Here is a 20,366-nt window from a genome sequence, read left to right on the forward strand (position 1 = left end):
ATGATCCTAGAAAGACGGCCGAAAAAAGGCCTAGAAAGAGGGGCCGTATTCCTTTGACTTGGCCTTGCCTTCGCGATTTTTGTCCGCTTCTTCAAATTCGCGTGCCAGAAGCGTGTTGGCCGTCAAACGCTCCATATGGTCGCGCGCGGAACGCCCGGTGTTGTCGTTGACGTCAGGATCGGCACCATCTTCCAAAAGCTGGCGCACGAGCGCGACATTGCGCTGATGCACGGCTGTCATCAGCGGCGTTTCGCCCTGGCTGTCAGCGATATCGACCTGCGCGCCGCCTTTGATCAGTTCTTCGACCCCTTCGACATAGTTGAGCCTGACTGCGATCTGGAGCGGGGTGACGCCTTTGTTATCGCGCACATTGGGGTTGCAGCCTTTGCCGATCAGAAAGCGAATCCAAAGGGTATCGCGGCGCTGCGTCACGATATGGAGGCCATTTTCACCGGTCGTGATATCGCGGGCATTCACGATCTGCGTGCCAGGCTCGCTTAACATCTCGGTTGCAACATCCCCGTCGCGGTCCTTGACCGCTTTCAGGAATTTGTACCCGTCCGACTGACCTTGCGCCAAGGCGGGCTGAAGCGCGCTCACAGCCAGAAGGCTGGCCAGCAACACCATAGCAATCCGCAATTTTGAACCTATTTTGCGCAAAACAAAGAAACCCACGCTTTGACCTTTCGTTTTTCCTGTCAGATAAACGGTTGATGGGAGATAGGAAGTACGTTTCTCCCCATGTCACGGATGAGCAATTAGCAGACCATGAACATTCACGCCAATCCCCCCCGTTCTTTTCAAAAACGCGCCCTTCTCGCTCTTGCAGTAGGCGCAGCGCTTGGCGTTTCTGCCTGCAGTAACGCGGTCGATCACGGGGAGCCACCTTTGACCGGCGCAGACATCGGCGGTGATTTTGAGCTTATCAATAAAGACGGCGAAACCGTCCGGTGGAGCGATTTCGACGGCAAATACCGCATCGTCTATTTCGGTTTTGCCTATTGCCCCGACATTTGCCCGACAGATATGCAGCGCACCGCCCAGGCGCTTTCCACCTTCGCAAGCCAAGCGCCTGAACTTGCCGCGAAAATCCAGCCGATTTTCATCACTATCGACCCGGAGCGCGATACGCCCGAAGTCGTTGGCGAGTTTGCGAGCGCTTTTTCCGATGACCTGATGGGGCTTACCGGAACGCCGGAACAGATCGCGGATGCTGCGTCCAAATTTCGGGTCTTTTATGCGCGCGGCGAAGAAAGCGAGGGCGGCGGCTATTTGATGGACCATTCGCGTATCGTCTATCTGTTTGGCCCTTCAGGAGAGCCGCTTGCCACCCTGCCTGCCGACCAGGGAGCCGATGCCGTGGCTCAGGAATTGGCCAAATGGGTGAACTAAGAGACGCCTTTTGGGAGTTGCCTTTGGCGGACCTAACCCGCGCAGAATGGGAAGCGCTGTGTGATGGATGCGGGCGGTGCTGCCTCCACAAGATCGAGGACGCGGACACAGGCGCGATTGAAGACACCAATGTGGCTTGCAAATTGCTTGATTGTTCAACCGCCCAATGCAGCGATTATCGCAACCGCAAGGCGTTTGTGCCCGATTGCCTGCGCCTGACCTTGTCGATTGTTGAAGATGTGCCCTGGCTCCCCTCAACATGTGCATATCGGTTGCGGGCCGAGGGACAGCCTTTGCGCGAATGGCACTATCTGTTGTCGGGTGATCGCGATGATGTGGTGCGGGCCGGTGTCTCGGTCGCTGGCCGCGTCATCAGCGAAACGCAAGCAGGTCCATTGGAGCACCACATTGTCGAGTGGGACGGGTAAGCCATGATCGACTGGCTCAAACGTTCTCATTTAGAGCCCGAGATCGATTTGGGCGGGGTGAGCGTGCCAATCGCGCTTAAACGCCACGCATCGGCCAAGCGGATGACCATGCGCCTTGCCCCTGACGGAAGCGAGGTGCGCATCACCTTGCCGCGCTGGGCGCGCTCTGCCGAAGCGATCGCCTTTGCCCATGCGCGCGCCGATTGGCTGGCGCAGCAGCATGGCAAAATTCCGCGGCGAAAAGCCCCGGTTCCGGGAAGCAGTGTGCAGTACCGTGGGCGCGGTGTTGAAATTGCATGGGACAGCTCTTTGCCAAGGAAGCCTGCGATTTCAGGCGATGCCCTGACCATTGGCGGCCCGAAAGAGGGGCTTGAGACCCGGCTTCAGCGCTGGCTTGAAAAGCAGGCCTTGGCGTTATTCGAAGCGGATATTGCCGACTACACCGCTGCTGCGTCGTTGGACCCGGTGCCGGTCGGATTGTCGCGTGCACAGCGCAGATGGGGCAGTTGTTCGGAAGGCGGGGCGAGTGGGACCAAGCGTATTCGCCTCAACTGGCGTCTTATCCAAGCTCCCGATCACGTGCGCCGTTCGGTCGCCGCGCATGAAGTTGCGCACCTTGTCCACTTTGACCATTCCCCGGCGTTTCACGCGCTTTTGGGGCGGATTTATGAAGCGGATATTGCGCTCGCCGATCAATGGCTCAAAAGTCACGGCCGCAGCCTTTACGCCCAATTTGGCTAAAGCCCGTCCTGCACACAGTTGATGAAAAGTAACCCGCACCATCAGGATGTCGACTTAGGCATTCGTTAACCCTGAAATATTAGAATGTGGTCATGTTTCAGGTGATCGCCTCTTGGTCCTTGCGATTGGGCACCATCGTTGGTGCAGCTATGCTTGCGGTTGCTGGTGTACCTGCGCCATCCTTGGTGTCGGCTGCGTTTGCGCAAGGAAACTGCCCCAATTGTGACCTGCCTCCTGGTTGCCGCGGCAACGGAAACAACAAGGACAAGGGCAATAACGGGAACGGCAATGGCAATGGCCGGCCCAATTGCCAGCGCCTTAACATCACTATCGAAAGCGACATCGATTTTGGCCGCGTCGTTCTTTTGGGAGATGGCGAGAGCCGGGTGATCTTGGACCTTGCAACGGGCGAGAAAACCCTGATCGGCGATGTCGATGATCTGGGCGGGATGCCTTTTACCGGGCGAGCCACGATCACAGGGGCCCCGTTTGAACAAGTGATGATCAGCCTGCCCAGCGAGGTCAGCATGCGCGACAATCAGGGCGGCAATGCAATCATCCGCGACTTTGTAAGCGATGTGGAAAGCTTCGCTGTTCTCGATAGCTTTGGGCAATTGGAATTCAGGTTCTCTGGCACGCTTGTCCTTGGCGCTGACCAACAGGCAGCGGGCATTTTGCGCGGGCGCGTTCCCATCAGCGTCGAGTATCCATAAGCGCCTTTCAGACGCCGCGCCCACAAACCCCACTGGCATTGGCCCGCGACAGAGCCTATATCCATCGGCGTCATGCCTAGCCGTCTTGCCAATTCCCGCTTTAATCCGGCCCCCGGAGTAGCCGACTTCTGGAACGAATTCCGGAAGCCCAACCCCCTTCGCATTCCGTTTCTGCTGGCATCAATGGCGCCGTTTGGGCTCATCTTCTGGTGGTTGTCGGGTGAAACGCTCTACAAAACTCCAGAACGCCCTTCGATCACCTATATCACCACCTTTGACCCCAATCGTTCAGACGAAGAGATCATCGCCTCGAACATTGCAAACCAGGAGGTGAAGGACCTTCGCGAGGCGAGGCAAGAAGCCCTGGCTGAGCGAAAGCGTGAGCTTTACAAGGCTTTGGGTGCTGCGGCCGGTATGGATGTCGAGGAAATCGATCGCCGCGCCCGCGAGGAACGGGCCGCCGAAGAAGCAGCACGCGAAGCAGAGCTTGAGGCAATGTTTGAGCGCGATGGCGAAGATGCAAGTCCGGACGCAGCGGGCGGTGATGGCGCTCAACCCGGTCCTCAATCCAGCACTGAAAGCCCCGCGCCATAGCCATGAGCGCGATCAGCGACGTTGAATGGATGGCAGCAACCGCGCGCCTGGCCGCACGCGCTTACCCTATGTGCCGCCCCAATCCGGGAGTTGCAGCGTTACTCGTCAAAGACGACCGCGTGATCGCTCGCGGGGTAACTCAGGCGGGCGGGAGGCCCCATGCCGAGGCGGAGGCGCTTGCCAGTGTGGGCGGTCTTGGCGAAGGCGGCGCAAAAGGGGCAACGCTTTATGTGACGCTTGAACCATGCGCGCATCAATCCACACGCGGCCCTTCTTGCACCGATTTAGTGATTGCCGCCGCGCCAAAACGCTTGGTGATCGGACAGACGGACCCGGACAAACGTACCAATGGTGAGGGCATAAAGCGCATAAAAGCCGCCGGTATAGCGGTCAGCGTTCTTGACGATGACGCTTCTCGTGTGGCGCTTAAAGGCTTTCTTGCGCGTGAGACTTTGGGCCGCCCTTATGTGACGCTAAAGCTGGCGACCAGTCTGGATGGGTGTATCGCCCTTGCTGATGGGTCGAGCCAGTGGATCACCGGCGACATGGCGCGCGCGCACGTTCATGCCCACAGGGCGCGGTGCGATGCGATCCTTGTGGGCGGGGCGACATGGCGCGATGATAAGCCGCGGCTTGACGTGCGTCTGCCCGGCCTTGAGGAACGCTCGCCCGCCCGCATTCTACTGACCCGCGGCATTGCGCCTGACGGAGTGCGGGTCATCAACAAGCCCCAGCAGATCACCGCGCTAGAAGACGCGCAAACCCTGTACATCGAAGGCGGCGCGCTGGCCGCTGCAAGCTTCCTTGAGCTGGACCTCGTGGATGAACTCCACCTCTACCGCGCACCCATCATCATTGGGGCGGGGAAAGCGGCGCTTGGCGATATTGGGCTGGGCAACCTCGCCGATGCGCATGGCCGATGGAACCTTGCCGAAATGCAGCCGCTTGGCAGCGACACCTTCACCTCTTATGTGCGGGTGCGATAAAGAGGACACAAAGCCCATGTTTACCGGAATAGTCACCGCCATTGGCACCGTTGCCAAGGCCGAGCAGCGCGGCGATCTGCGCCTTCGCATCACCGCACCCTTTGATCCGGCCCGCATAGACATTGGTGCATCCATCGCGTGTTCTGGCGTATGCCTGACTGTGGTCGCACGCGGCGGCAAAGCAGGGGATGCGTGGTTCGATGTCGATGTCTCTGGCGAAACCGTCAGCCGTACGCATTCGGGAATGTGGGAAGAAGGCGCGAAGCTTAATCTGGAGCCTTCCTTGCGCCTTGGCGATGAGCTTGGCGGGCATATCGTCACTGGCCATGTCGATTGCGTTGGCGAGGTTGTCTCTGGCGAAGTTATCGGGGACAGCTGGAAGCTGATGATCCGCGCACCCCAAGAGATGGCGCCCTATATCGCGGGCAAAGGCTCAATCACGGTCAACGGCGTTTCGCTGACGGTCAACGAAGTCCACGATCAACCCGATGGCGCCTGTGATTTCATGCTCAATATCATCCCCCACACCGCCGAGGTGACAACCTTGGGAGCCCTCACTGCGGGCGATACTGTCAATCTCGAGATCGACGTGCTGGCCCGCTATTTGAAGCGCATGCAAGGGCTCGCTGCGCAGGGTTAGGCGACTTGGGGCTAAGTTCACTCAGCAATCCAAATGCAAAAAGGGGCGGGAAAGCGAATGCTTCCCCGCCCCCTTTTTATGGGTCTTTGCTGCCAGAGTTACTGGGTAACTGTGGTCGAGTTGCCCGTACCGTTCTGGTTGACCGAAGAGAAGTTCCCGTCGGAGCCTTGCGTCACGGTGGCGGTGTTGGTCACACCGGCTTGGGTAATCAGGCTGGTGTTGAGATCGCCCGACTGGAACAATTCAGCGAACTGATCTGTGCCTGACTGGGTAAGCTCGGAAATGCCATCATCACCCGTCTGGTTGATGTCGCCTTCGTTGCTGACCCCGCCAGCAAGCTGGTTCACCATCGACATGTTGCCATCGCCAATCTGGTCGATGAAGACGATGTCATCGGTGCCCGACTGGGTCGTGGTCAAGGTGTTGCCGTTACCGATTTGCGCTGACTGCGCCCGGGTCGTGAAGAAACCGGTGACGGTTCCATTCTGCACGACCGTAGCGGAGTTGCCGTCGCCGTTCTGGTTCGGGTCAGCAAATGCGATGCCACCCGGAGGAGCGATGAGCGCCTGAGTGACATTGGCTGTGTTGTTGTTACCGGTCTGACCGAAGCTGGAGTCTGAATCCTGCCCGGTCTGACTAATCGTCGCGCTGTTGTCATCACCATCTTGGAAGAAGCGCCCAATGTTGGTCGTCCCCGATTGCGCCACGGTACCAGTGTTGCCGGAACCATTCTGACTGATCTCGGCGATCTGACCTGAAGAAAGGCCAGTGCCGCTCAGCACATTGAAAAAGACGCCAATGCCGCCAGACTGAGTGATGTTGGCGGTGTTGCCATCGCCTTGCTGGTCGATCAACGCGCCATTGTTGAGATCAACTCCGCCGGTTGGGCCAGTGGTGAGTTGAACAATCGATGCGCTGTGGTTGGCACCCGCCTGATCGACAAGCGCCAGAACATCATCGCCCGCCTGGTTCACATTCGAACTGCTGGTGTCGGACTGCTGGCTCACATCAGCCGAAGCGTTGGAACCGCCCTGCGAGACGATCGATGAGTTGCCATCGCCCTGCTGGTCGACCGTAGCCAAACCGGTGAGGCCGTTCTGAGTCACAAAGCTTGAGTTGCCGATACCAGCGGTCAGGACGCTTGCGGTGTTATCCGCGTTGTTCTGAACCACGGACGAGCTGTTGCCATCACCCACTTGCGTGACTTCAGCATTCTGACCGGTGCCGGTTTGCGCAACGAGGCTGGTGTCGGTTGTGCCAGAGAGATCGAAGTCGATGCCTTCCTGGCTCACAATTGCAAGGTTACCGCTGCCGTCTTGGGTGACCGTTGAGGTCGCGCCTTCACCAATCTGATCGACGTCCGCAATCACGCCAGTGCCAGTTTGCGTTGCGAAAGAGGTGTTATCATCCCCGCTTTGCAGAATGTTGGCGTTGTTGCTGTTGTTGAACTGAATAGCTTCAGACGTGTTGCCATTGCCCGATTGATCGATGGTCGCAAAGTTGAAGCCGGTTGCATCACCTTGCTGATTGACGATGGAGCTGTTGCCGTCGCCGGTTTGATTGACGATGATATCGCCCTCAAATCCAGCCTGGATCGCGTTTGAGAAGTTCTCGTCACCGGTCTGGTCAAGATCGACATTTCCATCAAGGCCGCTCTGCGTGATGAACGAGGTGTTTTCAGCGCCGCGCTGGAACACGTCAGCAAAGTTGCTGTCGCCGCTTTGCGTGACTTCGCTGACCCCGGTTTCACCGGCCTGATCGACGTTGGCTTGCTCATCAATCCCGCTTTGCGCGACAATCGATGTGTCGAAGTCGCCCGTTTGAGAAACGACGGCATCGCTCAGGGAATTGGCCTGTGTCACGGTTGATGAGTTGCCATCGCCTTCCTGGTTCACAGTTGCCGTCACATCGGTGCCGCTTTGTGTGATGCCCGACGAGTTACCAACGCCGCCTTGGACCACAGACGCGGTACTGACCGAACCGCTTTGTGCAACGAACGAGCTCTGGTTGTCGCCAACCTGGCTGACCGTTGCGGTATCGCCTGTGCCAGATTGCAGCACGGTGCTGCTGTTCGCGAGCAGGCTGCCATCAAGATCGAAGCCTTCCTGCGTCACGGTTGCATTGTTGCCAGAGCCGGACTGTTCAACATTAGAGCTGTCGAACTCACCGTTCTGGATCACAGACGCTGTGTCGTTGCTGCCTGATTGGAGGCCGGTGGACGAGCTGTCGAAACCGTTTTGGACGACCGTAAAGGTGCCGTCTTCACCAGGCTGGTTGATAGAGGCAAAGTTGTCGTCACCGAACTGGTCGATGTCGGCAATATTGTCCTCATTGCCACCACCGGAAACACCAGTGCCCTGGTTTACAACCCGCGCTTCGTTGCGGTCACCTTCCTGAAGGATGTCGGCAAGGTTGCGTTCGTTGATCTGACGAACGACTGCGGTGTTGTCATCGCCGTTTTGTGTGACGAACGTGACGTTGTCATCGTCAAGCGGGCCGGAGAGATCAAAGCCCTGCTGCACATCAGAGGAGTTGCGATCACCGGTTTGCAGGATGGTCGCTTCCTGATTGTCGGAAATGTTACCTTGAAGAACGGTCGACGTATTTTCGGCGCCGCTTTGCGTCACGAATACGTCGCTGTTGGAAGCCCTCTGCGTAATGGTCGATGTGTTGTCCGCATTGGTTTGAAGAACCACTGCGTTCTGATTGTTGTCATCTTGCTGCGAAATCGTGCTCGTCAGACGCTCACCCAACTGATCGACATCAACTGTGCCGTCCTCATCCGACTGAGAGACGTTCGAAATGTTGTCATCGCCATCCTGAATGACGTCGGCAAAATTATCTGTGTCCGACTGATTGATCGTCGATGAGTTGCCAGCGCCGCCCTGGACCAGCAGCGCTTCCATATCGACACCGCTCTGGATGACCGAAGAGGTCTGATCATCGCCCACTTGCGTGGACTGAACATCCTGGTTCAATCCGGCTTGCGTGACCGTGCTGGTGTTCGTGACACCGCTAAGATTATCGTCAAAACCTTCCTGGTTGATCGTGACATTGCTGTCGCTGGCGCTTTGATCAACGGTCGATACGTTGCCGCCATCAGGGCCGCCTTGCGTTACATCGACTGTGCTGTTGTTGCCGGTTTGCGTAACCGTGCTCTGGCTCTGCCCAAAGGCAGGCGCAGCAGCCGACAATGCGATAATGCTCACACCGAGCAGTGCTGTTTTCTTCATCAAAATTTCCCCCAGTACACCCGCGCTCGACGAGCGCTTTGTTTGCCGCGCCCAAAGACGCATTGCTTAACAATAGCTAAACGCATGTAAAATCCTACGCAAGTGTACTTAGTCACTATTCGAGAGAATGTCGTTTCTGTCCCAAAATGAAAAAAGGGCAGCCCGCATTCAAGCAGACCACCCTTCCCTCAGAAATTACACGACTTTTTGGGTTAGCGCGCAGCCGTTCGGTCGGGTTCGTCCTCGTATCCATCGACACTTTTCGAAACCAGCACGTTCACCGCGACACGGCGATTTTGTGCTTTTCCTTGCGCTGTTGAGTTATCTGCAACCGGATTCGACTCGGACATGCCCGTCGGCGTCAGCATCCGATAAGGTGCCCAGCCGCACTGCTGTTGGAGGAAGTTCACAACGCTACCGGCGCGCTTTTCTGAAAGGCGCTGGTTCAAGTCCTGACTCCCGGTGGAATCGGTGTAACCCACGACCAACAGAAGCGCATTGTCGATTGCATTGGCCTCAGCCGCGGCATTGCAAAGCTCAGCCCGCGCATCAGGTGAAAGGCTCGCACGGCCCGTGTCGAAATAGACATTGGTGGTCGATTTGACGTTATATTGATCAATATCGCCAAAACGGCCACGCAGCTGTTCTGCGGCCTGAGCGTTGGCTTCGATCTGTGCTTCGTTGCGAACGAAGCGGCCATTGGTGCCTTGCGCAATCATCAACGCGGTTTCGTAGTCACTGCCCGAGAAACGGATGCGTTCAGCGGCAAGACCGCCCGTCCATTCTCGAGTAGCAACCTTCACAGGAAGACCATCAAGCAGCGCATCTGATGCAAGGTCTTTGCTGCCAAGGCCAAGAAAACCGCCACGAGCCAGGATCCGCGTTTCAGGTGTAATCGCCACCACGATGGCAGAACCATCAGGTTGGGTCACTTCCACCCGGTCACCGCGGCGGCCAGAGATAAAGCCTTCGACCTCTGGACCAATGGCAAGCTCGTCTAACGAACCTGGCATTGGCGCAGTTACAGTTGTCAGCACTTCAGCCGGGCCGTTGGTCACAGGGACAGGCTGCACATCTTGCGCAGACGCAGCGCTAGCCATAATGGCGCCGGTTAGTGGCAGGGCAAAAGCAGCGGCCATCAACGCAGCCTTGGGACTGGTCCTGATTGAATTTCTTGGGGTCAATTTCATCACGTGTGCTCCTTCAAGCATGGTTGCCAGCCAAAATACCGATGTCACAGCGAGCGGCAAACCTTACGCTACCCCTCTTGCCTGTTTCATCATTGCGCGGCTGACATGCCTTCCCCCCATTCAAAAAACGGTTAATTCACAATGCTACTTGCACTGCTGACGCACGTTGTAAACGCGCGAAGGCCCCGAATTGGTGGCCCAAACCTTGCAGACAGATGAACAAAGAACGCCGAAACGTCCAATGGGCGGTTGTCCAGTGTCAGCCTTGCGGTGAGCGGATAACCAACGTTGAACAGTGTGCCTCTGGTTCCAGCCTCACTGGACAGAATCGCAAAATGGGGTGCGCAGCTTTCGCCGTGCACCCCATGCGCTCCTATCTTCGTTGAGGAAACGAACCGATTAGATCTGCGTAATCTCGTTGATCATGCCGCTGCCTTCTTGATCGATGGTCAGCTCGAAACCGTCGCCAATCTGGTTGATGACCGCGCGGTTGCCTGAACCCGATGTGGCCGCGTTCTGGTTGATGGTCAGCGTGTTGTTGTTACCCGTCTGCACACCTTCGGCATAATTGCCATCGCCGCCAAGGCCGGTGGCATTGTTGAACCCTTGATCGATGAACAAGGAATTGTTGTTGCCCGTCTGGGTCGCGACCGCTTCATTGCCGGTTCCGTTCTGGCCAATGGCGATCAAATTGCCTGATCCCACCTGTGAGGCGGTTGCGACATTTGTCCCTGAACCCGCCAGGTCGCCTTGCACGATGAACACGATGTTGTTTGAATCTTCCTGATCGACGGTCACTTCGTTGTTGTCGTTGACCTGGAAGATATCGACATCATTGCTGCCGCCGATTGTATCGAAGTTCTGGCGGATGGTCGCAGTGTTGTTGTCACCGTCCATGCGGATCAAGGTGTTGTTGCCAACCCCGTCTGCGCCTGAACCATTGGCGAAACCCTGATTGATGGAAAGGATGTTGCCGCCGCCATCTTGCGTGACCAGAGCGATGTTGGACGTGCTGTTTTGTGTCACATTGACGATATTGTCTGAACCCGTCTGGCGGATTTCGGTTGAGTTATCGCCGATCCCGCCGATTTCGCCCTGACTGACGACCGTATTGTTATTGCCGCCGGGCACAGTCTGGCGAACCTGCGCATTCTGGCGATTGCCTCCTTGCGTGATCGTGATCGAATTGAGGACGTCTTCCACCTGTAGGATGGACACGGTGTGATCAAGCCCGGTCTGATTGATCGTGACATCAGCCTGAGCAAAGGCGGCAGAAGACGTCAGAAGCGCGGCTGCCGAAGCAGAGGCGAGAATAAAGCGGCGCACAGAAGAAACCCTTTTTGTTGAGAAATTGCGTTTCTCCTAAGTCGACCAAAAGGGTTACCAGCTGCCGCCCTGTGCCCCTTGGGACTAAACCCTAGGAAAAGTGCCGAGGGCTGCTAACCATGATTTGGGGGAGGGCAGGCTCGCGCATTCCTGAAAGAGTTCCCACACCCTTTCCTACAGGGTGCGTTTTGTGGCTTGCTGCATCGGCTATGACCCAATGCCCCTCGACCAAACGCCGCGTCCCAAAGTCACGCCGCAAGCCGTGCTCTACCCGTTCGCGTCCGCAAAGCTTCACGCCGGTGAAACTGCGCACGCGCAAGGATGGATGGAGCCTCACGGTGCAATGCGCCTTTCTGGCCCAGCTTTATGTCACCGGCTCGGTCGCAGCAGCGGCAAAGGCCGTCGGGCGCAGCCGGGCGAGCGCATACAAGCTGCGCCAAAGGCCGGGGGCGACAAGCTTTGCCAAAAACTGGGATGCGATATTGGCAGGGCCACAACAAGGGCCACAAGAAGGGCCACTACATCTGCAACAGGGCCAAACCATGGGCCAAGGGCTCAAAAAACGCAGGCGAGTGGTCGATTGGCGAAAGTTGACACAAGAAGAGCTGTTTTGGCGCGTTGAACAAGGTCAGTTGCGCCCGGTGATCTTTCGCGGAAAAATGCGTTCTATTGCGCAAAAACCCGACAATAGCGCGCTTTTGCGGCTGTTATCACGGCTGGACCGGGGGCACAAAAGCCAGCCCTCCAAAGCGGACGACGAAGGGGGTATCAAACTTTTAGAAGAGCCCACTTGGGTGTGCCAAACCAAGAGGAAATCGCAACTATTGCGGCAAAAGCGCAAGGAGCAACCGATCAGCCCGTCACTTCCCCGATCGCACCGATGAATTTGTCGATATTGTCCATCGTCAAACCTGCAATGTTGATGCGGCCAGAGCCTGCCATGTAAATGCCGTGCTCTTCGCGCAGTTGGACGACTTGCTCCTTGCTGACGGGCAAAGTCGAGAACAGACCGTTCTGGATTGCAAGCGGGGACAGATCAACACCGCCCGTTTGGCCCGCCTCACCAAGCCGTTCACGCACTTGCCGCATCCGGGCACGCATTTGGGCAAGCTCATCCAGCCATTCCTGGGTGAGCTCAGGATCGCGCAGGATAACCCGCACGGCCGCCGCGCCATGGTCAGGCGGCATGGACCAGCTTGCGCGGGCCAAGGCGTTGGCGTTGGAAAAGGCTTTACCAAGGGTCGCAGCGCCCTCAGCCCCGGCCTGTGACAGGATGTAGAACGCGCCCACACGGTCGCGGTACATCCCAAAGTTCTTGTCGCAGGAATAACAGATGAAGGCCTCAGGCACCTTGGCAAGAACGCTGCGCATGCCGCTCGCATCCTCTTCCATGCCAAAACCCAGACCCTGGTAAGCGGTGTCGATAATCGGGAATGTGCCAGAGGCCGCAAACGCATCGCCAATCGCGTCCCAATCGTCAGAGGAATAATCAATGCCAGTGGGGTTATGACAGCAACCATGGACCAAGACGGCCTCACCCGGCCCTGCCCCGTTTATCGCGGCAAGCACTGCCTCAACATTGGCTGTGCCGTCGGGATTGGCGTGATCAAACGCCTGCCAATCAAGGGCCACATCGCGAATGATCTGCGCATGGTTGGGCCAGCTTGGCGTGCCCATATGCAGCTTTGTGATGCCCATCTGCTTGGCAAGAGCAATCGCAAGGCGGACCGCACCCGTGCCGCCGGGCGTCTGCATCCCTTCAAGCCGTCCGCCCATCGTTGCATCCGACCCAAAGATGTAGGGCATCAACGCATGGACAAAACCCATATCGCCTTCAGGCCCGAGATACGATTTGCTGTCCTGATTTTCGACCAGCCAACGCTCCGCGCCCTTAATCGCGCCAAAGACAGGCGTATCGCCCTGCCCTGTGCGATAGACGCCGACACCAAGGTCGATTTTGTCAGCCCGCGTGTCGGCTGCGTAGAGTTTGATCAGCGCCAGCAGCGCGTCGGGGGCCTGTTCTTCGAGTCTGTCGAGCATGGCCAAGCGTCATACGCACCAAGCGCGCCACTGCAACCACCTTTGCATGTTCAACCTCAAAAGAGTGGCTTAGAACGGCAACCAGCGCTGTTTTTTGGAAAAGCGCATATAGCCAGCATTAACGCCCAATCTCAGCCCTGCGCCCATGCGGATGGGGATCAGAACCACATCGCCGCGGCGCATATAAGAGGCGTGCAGGCCGCCCACCAGATAGGCCTGCCCTTCACCAGCGGGATAGCGGCGGAAGATATCTTCGCTATCGAACAGGTTGTAGACAAGCACAAAGGTGTTGCCCGCATTCGCGCCTGCATCAAACCCAAGCGATGGGCCGGTCCAATAGACTTGGCGCTCGCCTTCGATCTTGTGATGCAACGTCCCCGAACCATAACGCGCGCCAAAGATGAAAGCGCCGCCGGCCTCGCGCCCGACGATGTAGCCATTGGGCTCACCCTGCTTGCGCAAAAGATCTTCGATAAGTCCAGCAAGGCCTTTGGCACCTTTGCCAAATATGCCTTCGGCTGCGCCAATCAGGTCATCTTCAGCGTAGGTGTCCGCCCCAGCAGCCGCATCAACCACGGCGGGTCGTTGAGCAGGACTGGCCCACTCTGGCACTGGCTGCGCGTCTTGTTCGGCTGCAGCATCGGAGACAATATCAGGCCCCCAGCTTTCCATTTGCGCCGAATTGTCCCAGTCCCTGCCGGAATTCATGTCCCTAGCGGAATTCATGTCGCCGTCGATGCTACCATCGGTAAAGCCCGGCTCAACCGCGGACGCGCCGTCACGATCGAGCGCAGGGGCAGTGCGGTATGCCGACGCATCAATGTCTCCGTCAATTGCACCTGCTGCGGCGCCAACGTCTGCGGCCTCGCGTTCAGCCGTTTCAAAGGCGGCATTGGGGTCAAATGTCTCCATTTCCTGAGCATGAGCAGGAAGGGACACTCCTACGAGCACAGCGGCGCAGGCTCCGACTATGACAGACGCGAAAAGGCCGCCTTTTGTCGCGGAGTTTCGTTTCGTGGCTTTGCGAAGAATGTATCCAAGCATGTTAAAAACCTTATGTCTGACGCGCGCTCTCGACCTTTTGTGTTGAGCCTTGGACTCCGGGCTCGATACGCTGGCCATGTACCCCCACGCATTAACAGAGTCGCATTAGGTCGCGGCAGCAAATGCTCCTCGGCCAAGCGAATCGAAAACGCGATCAACCGAAGATGAAGGAGGCACCTTAAACTCACGCTGAATGCGCGGAAGGTTGGTCGCCTGGGGCGATTACCGACTGAAGTAGGCCAGCAAACTGGCAAATCATGCACATTGGCCCCTTGCCGGGTGTGAAACCCTTGACTATACGCCGCCGCTCACAGCCAAACGCAAGCACATGCGTCAGCGGAGACGTGGGTGAGTGGCTGAAACCAGTTCCCTGCTAAGGAACCATACCTACTACGGGTATCGAGGGTTCGAATCCCTCCGTCTCCGCCACCTCGCTTTTCCCAGACAATCCCTTATAGTCCTCAAAACCGCAGAAATGCGGCGTTTTTTCGCTTTTCGTCGTCCGTATTGTTCTCTATATGTTCCTATGCATCCGGCGACGAGTGTGGGTCTGAGTGTGGGTCTGGAAGGAGCGAGCGATGGGGAAATTAACGGCGATGGGGGTCAAGAACCTGACTGAACCAGGCCGCTATTCCGACGGAGAAGGTCTGATCCTCAAACTTGCCGCAAAAGGCAAAGGTAGTTGGATTGTCCGGATTCAGGCCAATGGAAAGCGCCGAGACATCGGTTTGGGCACCCTCGCTGACTTGCCACTTGGAGAAGCTCGAGAGGCCGCGAGGGCGCTTCGCAAGGAAATGAAGGCGGGCATCGACGTTCTGGCAGAGCGTGAAAAAGAAGCGTTGGTCATCCCTTCGTTTCGCGATGCCGCCAAGCTTGTCCATGAGGAGCACAAGGCAGCCTGGAAGAACGGAAAGCATCAAGCGCAGTGGATCAACACGCTCGAAACCTACGCTTTTCCGACTTTAGGCGACAAACTCGTTTCGGAGATAGAGGGACCTGCAATCCGCGATGCGCTTTCTCCGATCTGGCTGACAAAGCCAGAAACCGCGCGGCGGGTACGGCAACGGATCGGATCGGTGCTGGATTGGGCCTGCGCAAAGGGTTTTCGTGAGACTGAAGCCCCGATTCGCTCTGTTATTCGTGGCCTTCCGCGCCAGCCCAAGAAGCAAGGCCATTTCGCCGCGATGCCCTACCCTGACCTCCCCGCATTCGTGACATGGTTGCGTGGGCGCTCCTCGGTCGGCCGTCTCGCATTGGAATTCCTGATCTTGACTGCCTCTCGCTCCGGCGAAGTTCGCGGCGCGCGCTGGAACGAGATAGACGTCAAGAAGAAGCTTTGGACGATTCCCGCTGAACGCATGAAGGCAGGAACCCTCCACGTTGTCCCGCTGTCGGAAGCGGCGTTGGATGTTCTCAAGCGAGCGAAAGCGTTCCGTTCGCCCGTCAGCGATCTTGTCTTCCCAGGACAGAACCCGCGTCGCCAATTGTCAGATATGACCCTGCTCAAGATCCTGCGCGACAAGGGAGACGATTACACTGTTCATGGCTTCCGCTCGTCGTTTCGCGACTGGGTAGCCGAAAAGACTAGCTATCCGGGTGAGGTGGCAGAAGCCGCGTTGGCTCATACAATCGCGAACAAGGTCGAAGCAGCCTATCGGCGCACCGACTACCTCGACAAACGCAAACCGCTGATGACTGACTGGGCTAAGTTCGCAGCGCGCTGAAGGCACGAATGCCGATGGCATGTTTGCGCCCCAATCTAAGTCATAGCCAACCGCGTTAGGCCTAGCCGGAAGCTGCCGCTTGGTGCACCGTGGGAGCGCCACGCAACGCCCCTAAAGAATGGGCTGGGCTTCTCAATTGGCCTAGTGTCACGGACGCCGCCCGGCAAATGTCGAGATTGGAGTTTTTGCAAATAAAATCGTAGTTTGATTAACGAAAGTACTAGTATATTCTGAACCAAAGGAAATATGACGTTAGTTCTTAAACAAATAGACCATGAAAATCTGTGCCACGGCTGGGAATGGGAAGTCGAGGACATCGACATTTTGGCTGAACGCGTGGCACGAGTGGCGTTGGGGCAGTATCGGCATATTGCGCAAGTCCTCGAAGGCCTAACGGGCACAGCTCCGGTGGGTTCCGCTCAGCACGCGGCAGACGCGCTTAAAAAGCTTAAGGTCGCAAAAAATGGTGATCCTTGGCATCGAGATGGCTGGTTGTTCCAGATGATATCTTGGATTGCTGCCAATCAGGAAAAACAGGGAGCAGTGCTAGCACCGCCTCACATCTTCCATGCGCACAAGGGCTTTGACGGCGTGCAGCTAGAAATTTCGGGTGACGGCAAGTCAGTCAACGCAGTCGTCATTTTCGAGGACAAGGCGACCGAGAATGCACGCAGGACAATTAAGCGGGATGTATGGCCCGATATCGCGGATCTCGAGGCTGGTGGTCGGATCGCTGAGCTTACTCACGAAGCGTCCGCAATTCTCGAACGGCAACAACATCAATATCCAGACTTGGATATCGACGACGCGATCGATCGCATCTTGTGGCAGGAGGCGCGCCGCTATCGCGTGAGCATCAGTATCGACGATAAGCACAAACCCGGCGATCAGCGCAAAAAGCTCTTCAAGCATTACGACGCGTCGGCAGCCGGCGATGTTATCCGTCGCCGTGCCGAAACCATGCACTTTGACGATCTTCGAGAGTGGATGGCCAACTTTTCTCATTTGGTTGCGGAAAAAATCAAGGCGATTGCGAATGTTTGATCCAATAACATCCGCGTTGATCGCCGCTTCGCCGCCGCTAGAAGGACTCGACCTGGAAGCGCTTCCAAAACGCCTTACCGAGGCATTCGCCGACATCGTCGCCGCAAGAATTAGGCTTCGCGGCGAAGAGACTGAGCAAGCTTCCGAAACGCTTAAAGAAACATTGCTTGAGGTCCGCCGGCTGGCCGCCGCGCATGAGGCATTTGTGGCACTCTTGCCCGAGCGTGACAATCGCGCCGCTGCCGCATTCGTGGCTGCTTCCGCCCATCAGGTCTGTCTTATAGGCTCCGTGGCCGATGGGGACGAGCCTTCATATTTAGATGGCGCGAGCGTCGCTCCTGAAATCTGTGCAGCACTTCTGTTCATGGTCGCGGAAGCCCATGCTGATGCCGCCGAATGCGCGAAACGCATTTCAATAAATCTCGAAGACGGGACGGCGGTGGAACGGGCGCTCCTAACTTCAATCAAATTGCTCGCCACTGGACGCCTTCGAGACGTCGGGCTGCAGGATATGCCGGACATCGACACTGACCAGTCAACGCCGGAACAGGCTATCGACGCCCTATATCTGGAGCTGCTCAAGGGGGTCAAAAAGCTAGCGATACGACTGCTGTCGCGGGTAGACTTGGACCCGGCCGCAGGAGGCATCGAACCCGCCTCTAGCTATTTCATGCGGGTTAAAGAGCTAAGCGTCGGTCAGCTTGAGGATGTGTTCGAAACCGGCGATCATATCTTTAATCTATTCCCCGGCCCGCTGCATTTGGCCAACCTCCTTATCGCGGTGGAGCGCGACCTCATCGAGTCCGCTCTGACCCGCCTGCCAGGTCCGCAAGGCGTCGACGACGATGCCTGGTGGCAAATCATTCGACGAATGGCCCGCAAGCGCCCCTTCTTGTGGCGAAATCACCGCGATGCGATCGCCAGCAACTATCTCGAGAAGGGGACATCCTCCGCGATCAGTTTCCCGACTGGTGGCGGTAAATCTACTCTCGCCGAGCTAAAGATAGCAGCATCACTCATTCGGGGCGAAAAGGTGGTCTTTCTGGTGCCCACCCACGCACTCGTCGATCAGACGACGCGCGCGCTCAAAGATTCCTTCAATACCTTCGAAATCGTCGGTGACGTCGAGGACGAAGTGACGTTCTCTGACATCGTTGTTCTGCCCGAGGTTATCGTCACCACACCAGAGCGTTGCTTGATGCTCCTGACAACGCAGCCAGAAGCATTTGCGGACCTCGGCCTCATTGTTTTTGACGAATGCCATTTGCTTCATCCTCGAGATTCTGATCGCAGCCGCCGCAGCATCGATTCAATGCTCGCGATCTTAAACCTCTCTGTAGCTGCGCCAGAGGCAGATTTGCTCATGCTTTCGGCAATGATGAAGAATGCCGATGAAATCGCGCAATGGCTGGAGGAATTGACGGGCCGAGCCTGCCTCTCCCTTAGCCTAGCATGGAAGCCAACAAGGCAAGTTCGAGGTAGCGTCGTTTATCCTGCCGATACCGTTAAAGAGCTTACAACCAACCTTCGGCAGGCGAGGAAAGATTTTCCAACCCACAGGAATCCACCTGCTGCGATCAAACGCGAATTGGTTGCTCAGCCATTCGGTTTTTTCAGTCTTTTGCAAACTTGGGCCAGCAAGGATCGGAGCGATTACACACTACAACCTCTTCTCGATGAGGCGCACCATCTTTCCACTGGCAGATCAAAAGGTGGCGCCTGGTATCTCACGCCAAACGGCAACCACACGAGCGCGCTGATCGCCGCAGCTTCAGCGTCAAGCGGTCTCAAGACGCTCGTGTTCGTTCAGTCCACCGTTTTGTCAGAAGCATCGGTGAGGGAATTCCCGAGTTTGCTGAAGTCGCCTAGGGTCAAGCTCACCGACGAAGAGCTTAGGTGGCATCGCGTGGCCGCTGAAGAAATGGGTGGCGCTGATCACTGCTATTTGCAGCCTACAGCTGATGGGCAGGTCGTCGGCGGCGCAGCCAGCCACCATGGGCTGCTTCTCCGCGAAGAACGACTGCTACACGAATCCCTTTTCAAGCGGAAGGACGGCATTGACGTTCTTTTTGCCACCTCGACACTGGCTCAAGGTATGAACTTGCCGAGCGAGGTTGTGATTATATCGGGTGATAGTCGCTTCGATCCGGAAGTCGACAAGATGGCCCAACTCGAAGCCCACGAGTTGCTGAACGCTGCAGGACGTGCGGGGCGGGCAGGCGAAAACTCGCAAGGATTCGTGCTTGTTGTACCAAGCCGTGTCGTTGAGTTCGATAACAAGTCGAACCTTATCAACTCACACTGGCTTACCTTGCAATCGATTTTTGCTCAGAGCGATCAATGCCTCGTGATTGACGATCCAACGACCATCCTGCTCGATAAGATCCACGCAGGCGCATTCGAACAAGGGATGCCGGCATACTTCTTAAGCCGCCTGCCAGCTTCGGACGAGAATGCAAGCGATGCGCCGATCAGAGATATCATATCTCGGTCGTTTGCCGCCTACCGAGCGCGACAAAGAGGAGATGCCGATTGGGTCGAAAGCCGTATCGCTTCCGCGTTCGCTGCGCGAAAAAGTGCAGAACCAAAAGACGATGCCAAATGGCTCAACCGCGTGTCTGGGTTGACTGGCGTATCGGTTGATATTCTCCACGAACTGTCAAACTTGTACGAAGACACAAAAACTCGCGAGAGTACAGAGGCTGCTCGCGACGCGCTGCTCGAATGGTTCGAGTCCAATCCGGACAGCTTTCTTAAGTTAGTACGTCCGGAAAATATCCAAGGCTTGTTTGGTGGCGAGTATGGCAAATTGACGTCTGAACGCGACAGGGGCGCGTTCGCCCTTCCAGTTGTTTCTGCAATGCTCAGGCTTTGGATGAAGGGCTCTCCGCTGAACGTGATTGAGGCATGTCACCCGAAGGAAGACAAAGCAAAATGCAAGCATGCACGCCACTTCGCGCTTCGTATCGTCCCTGACCTCGCCTTTGTAGCGGGTTTGCCCGCGCGTTTGCTTGCAGCACAGGATGAGGAAGACGAGGCGATACCCTTGGTTATTGCAACGCTCGGGAGCTGCGTTCGCGAGGGTTGTGACAGTCCGGAAAACCTTGCCACCCGCCTGTCGATAGGCCGCTCCATTTCTCGCGTTGCCGCGCGAACAAAGTATACGGAATTGCTACCGTATTTCCAGGATGGAAAGCCAAATGAGCCATTCGAAGATACTATGGATCGATATCGAAAGGCTTCTGCCTTGAGCCAATTTAGTGAATTATAA

The 20,366-nt window shown here is 56.8% G+C and carries 17 protein-coding genes and 1 tRNA gene; 12 read left to right on the forward strand and 6 right to left on the reverse strand.

What is annotated here, in order from left to right; translation table 11 throughout:
• Window positions 1–30: 30 nt before the first annotated feature.
• A complete protein-coding gene (locus tag EH31_RS12725; RefSeq protein WP_051699242.1) occupies window positions 31–627 on the reverse strand; it encodes an ankyrin repeat domain-containing protein in 597 nt (198 codons plus the stop codon).
• Window positions 628–768: 141 nt separating this feature from the next.
• Between EH31_RS12725 and EH31_RS12730 the strand changes: the two genes are divergently transcribed.
• The 7 genes from EH31_RS12730 (at window position 769) to EH31_RS12760 (ending at window position 5,494) form a co-directional block, all read left to right on the forward strand.
• The gene (locus EH31_RS12730; RefSeq protein ID WP_034960874.1) at window positions 769–1,392 is read left to right on the forward strand and encodes an SCO family protein; all 624 of its coding nucleotides are present in this window, start codon (window positions 769–771) and stop codon (window positions 1,390–1,392) included.
• The gene (locus EH31_RS12735; RefSeq protein WP_034961265.1) at window positions 1,380–1,820 is read left to right on the forward strand and encodes a YcgN family cysteine cluster protein; all 441 of its coding nucleotides are present in this window, start codon (window positions 1,380–1,382) and stop codon (window positions 1,818–1,820) included. Before EH31_RS12730 ends, EH31_RS12735 begins: the two co-directional genes overlap by 13 nt.
• A gap of 3 nt (window positions 1,821–1,823) precedes the next feature.
• The gene (locus tag EH31_RS12740) at window positions 1,824–2,561 is read left to right on the forward strand and encodes a M48 family metallopeptidase (protein WP_034960877.1); all 738 of its coding nucleotides are present in this window, start codon (window positions 1,824–1,826) and stop codon (window positions 2,559–2,561) included.
• A 92-nt stretch (window positions 2,562–2,653) separates the two neighbouring features.
• Entirely contained in the window at window positions 2,654–3,274 is a 621-nt protein-coding gene (locus EH31_RS12745; RefSeq protein WP_034960879.1) for a DUF4402 domain-containing protein, read from the forward strand.
• A gap of 72 nt (window positions 3,275–3,346) precedes the next feature.
• A complete protein-coding gene (locus EH31_RS12750) occupies window positions 3,347–3,868 on the forward strand; it encodes a hypothetical protein (protein WP_034960881.1) in 522 nt (173 codons plus the stop codon).
• Window positions 3,869–3,870: 2 nt separating this feature from the next.
• Window positions 3,871–4,854: a bifunctional diaminohydroxyphosphoribosylaminopyrimidine deaminase/5-amino-6-(5-phosphoribosylamino)uracil reductase RibD gene (gene ribD / locus EH31_RS12755; protein WP_034960882.1), complete on the forward strand. Its 984-nt coding sequence runs from the start codon at window positions 3,871–3,873 to the stop codon at window positions 4,852–4,854.
• A 16-nt stretch (window positions 4,855–4,870) separates the two neighbouring features.
• Entirely contained in the window at window positions 4,871–5,494 is a 624-nt protein-coding gene (locus EH31_RS12760; protein ID WP_034961267.1) for a riboflavin synthase, read from the forward strand.
• A gap of 98 nt (window positions 5,495–5,592) precedes the next feature.
• Here the strand turns inward: EH31_RS12760 and EH31_RS12765 are convergent, their stop codons facing one another.
• The 3 genes from EH31_RS12765 to EH31_RS12775 all read right to left on the reverse strand — a co-directional run bounded on the left by EH31_RS12765 (window position 5,593) and on the right by EH31_RS12775 (window position 11,243).
• Window positions 5,593–8,727 (reverse strand): beta strand repeat-containing protein, encoded by a 3,135-nt coding sequence (locus tag EH31_RS12765; protein ID WP_161782149.1) that lies wholly within the window; start codon window positions 8,725–8,727, stop codon window positions 5,593–5,595.
• Between the two features lie 212 nt (window positions 8,728–8,939).
• Complete coding sequence (locus EH31_RS12770) at window positions 8,940–9,917, reverse strand: OmpA family protein (protein ID WP_034961270.1); 978 nt, start codon at window positions 9,915–9,917, stop codon at window positions 8,940–8,942.
• 399 nt (window positions 9,918–10,316) lie between these two features.
• Window positions 10,317–11,243 carry a hypothetical protein gene (locus EH31_RS12775; protein ID WP_034960887.1) on the reverse strand — a complete coding sequence of 309 codons (927 nt, stop codon included), beginning with the start codon at window positions 11,241–11,243 and terminating at the stop codon, window positions 10,317–10,319.
• Between the two features lie 209 nt (window positions 11,244–11,452).
• Here EH31_RS12775 and EH31_RS12780 point away from each other — a divergent pair, with 209 nt between their 5' ends.
• Window positions 11,453–12,127, forward strand: a complete 675-nt coding sequence (locus tag EH31_RS12780) for a hypothetical protein (RefSeq protein ID WP_152553567.1) — start codon at window positions 11,453–11,455, stop codon at window positions 12,125–12,127.
• Here the strand turns inward: EH31_RS12780 and EH31_RS12785 are convergent.
• Both EH31_RS12785 and EH31_RS12790 read right to left on the reverse strand, forming a co-directional pair.
• Window positions 12,096–13,283: an amino acid aminotransferase gene (locus tag EH31_RS12785; RefSeq protein WP_034960891.1), complete on the reverse strand. Its 1,188-nt coding sequence runs from the start codon at window positions 13,281–13,283 to the stop codon at window positions 12,096–12,098. The genes EH31_RS12780 and EH31_RS12785 overlap by 32 nt on opposite strands.
• Window positions 13,284–13,352: 69 nt before the next feature.
• Complete coding sequence (locus EH31_RS12790; RefSeq protein WP_241765923.1) at window positions 13,353–14,327, reverse strand: DUF1134 domain-containing protein; 975 nt, start codon at window positions 14,325–14,327, stop codon at window positions 13,353–13,355.
• A gap of 338 nt (window positions 14,328–14,665) precedes the next feature.
• Between EH31_RS12790 and EH31_RS12795 the strand changes: the two genes are divergently transcribed.
• From EH31_RS12795 to EH31_RS12810, 4 genes are all read left to right on the forward strand, one after another.
• Window positions 14,666–14,756, forward strand: a tRNA-Ser gene (locus EH31_RS12795).
• A gap of 149 nt (window positions 14,757–14,905) precedes the next feature.
• Complete coding sequence (locus EH31_RS12800) at window positions 14,906–16,051, forward strand: tyrosine-type recombinase/integrase (protein ID WP_034960892.1); 1,146 nt, start codon at window positions 14,906–14,908, stop codon at window positions 16,049–16,051.
• A gap of 246 nt (window positions 16,052–16,297) precedes the next feature.
• Window positions 16,298–17,095 carry a hypothetical protein gene (locus EH31_RS12805; RefSeq protein ID WP_034960894.1) on the forward strand — a complete coding sequence of 266 codons (798 nt, stop codon included), beginning with the start codon at window positions 16,298–16,300 and terminating at the stop codon, window positions 17,093–17,095.
• Window positions 17,088–20,366, forward strand: a complete 3,279-nt coding sequence (locus EH31_RS12810; protein WP_034960896.1) for a DEAD/DEAH box helicase — start codon at window positions 17,088–17,090, stop codon at window positions 20,364–20,366. Before EH31_RS12805 ends, EH31_RS12810 begins: the two co-directional genes overlap by 8 nt.

Origin of the sequence: Erythrobacter longus, from assembly GCF_000715015.1 — a bacterium.
GTDB lineage: Bacteria > Pseudomonadota > Alphaproteobacteria > Sphingomonadales > Sphingomonadaceae > Erythrobacter > Erythrobacter longus.

Coding starts and splice junctions, on each gene's coding strand:
- EH31_RS12725 (WP_051699242.1), bottom strand. CDS start 627: ATGGTGTTGCTGGCCAGCCTTCTGGCTGTGAGCGCGCTTCAGCCCGCC.
- EH31_RS12730 (WP_034960874.1), top strand. CDS start 769: ATGAACATTCACGCCAATCCCCCCCGTTCTTTTCAAAAACGCGCCCTT.
- EH31_RS12735 (WP_034961265.1), top strand. CDS start 1,380: ATGGGTGAACTAAGAGACGCCTTTTGGGAGTTGCCTTTGGCGGACCTA.
- EH31_RS12740 (WP_034960877.1), top strand. CDS start 1,824: ATGATCGACTGGCTCAAACGTTCTCATTTAGAGCCCGAGATCGATTTG.
- EH31_RS12745 (WP_034960879.1), top strand. CDS start 2,654: ATGTTTCAGGTGATCGCCTCTTGGTCCTTGCGATTGGGCACCATCGTT.
- EH31_RS12750 (WP_034960881.1), top strand. CDS start 3,347: ATGCCTAGCCGTCTTGCCAATTCCCGCTTTAATCCGGCCCCCGGAGTA.
- ribD (WP_034960882.1), top strand. CDS start 3,871: ATGAGCGCGATCAGCGACGTTGAATGGATGGCAGCAACCGCGCGCCTG.
- EH31_RS12760 (WP_034961267.1), top strand. CDS start 4,871: ATGTTTACCGGAATAGTCACCGCCATTGGCACCGTTGCCAAGGCCGAG.
- EH31_RS12765 (WP_161782149.1), bottom strand. CDS start 8,727: ATGAAGAAAACAGCACTGCTCGGTGTGAGCATTATCGCATTGTCGGCT.
- EH31_RS12770 (WP_034961270.1), bottom strand. CDS start 9,917: ATGAAATTGACCCCAAGAAATTCAATCAGGACCAGTCCCAAGGCTGCG.
- EH31_RS12780 (WP_152553567.1), top strand. CDS start 11,453: ATGACCCAATGCCCCTCGACCAAACGCCGCGTCCCAAAGTCACGCCGC.
- EH31_RS12785 (WP_034960891.1), bottom strand. CDS start 13,283: ATGCTCGACAGACTCGAAGAACAGGCCCCCGACGCGCTGCTGGCGCTG.
- EH31_RS12790 (WP_241765923.1), bottom strand. CDS start 14,327: ATGCTTGGATACATTCTTCGCAAAGCCACGAAACGAAACTCCGCGACA.
- EH31_RS12800 (WP_034960892.1), top strand. CDS start 14,906: ATGGGGAAATTAACGGCGATGGGGGTCAAGAACCTGACTGAACCAGGC.
- EH31_RS12805 (WP_034960894.1), top strand. CDS start 16,298: ATGACGTTAGTTCTTAAACAAATAGACCATGAAAATCTGTGCCACGGC.
- EH31_RS12810 (WP_034960896.1), top strand. CDS start 17,088: ATGTTTGATCCAATAACATCCGCGTTGATCGCCGCTTCGCCGCCGCTA.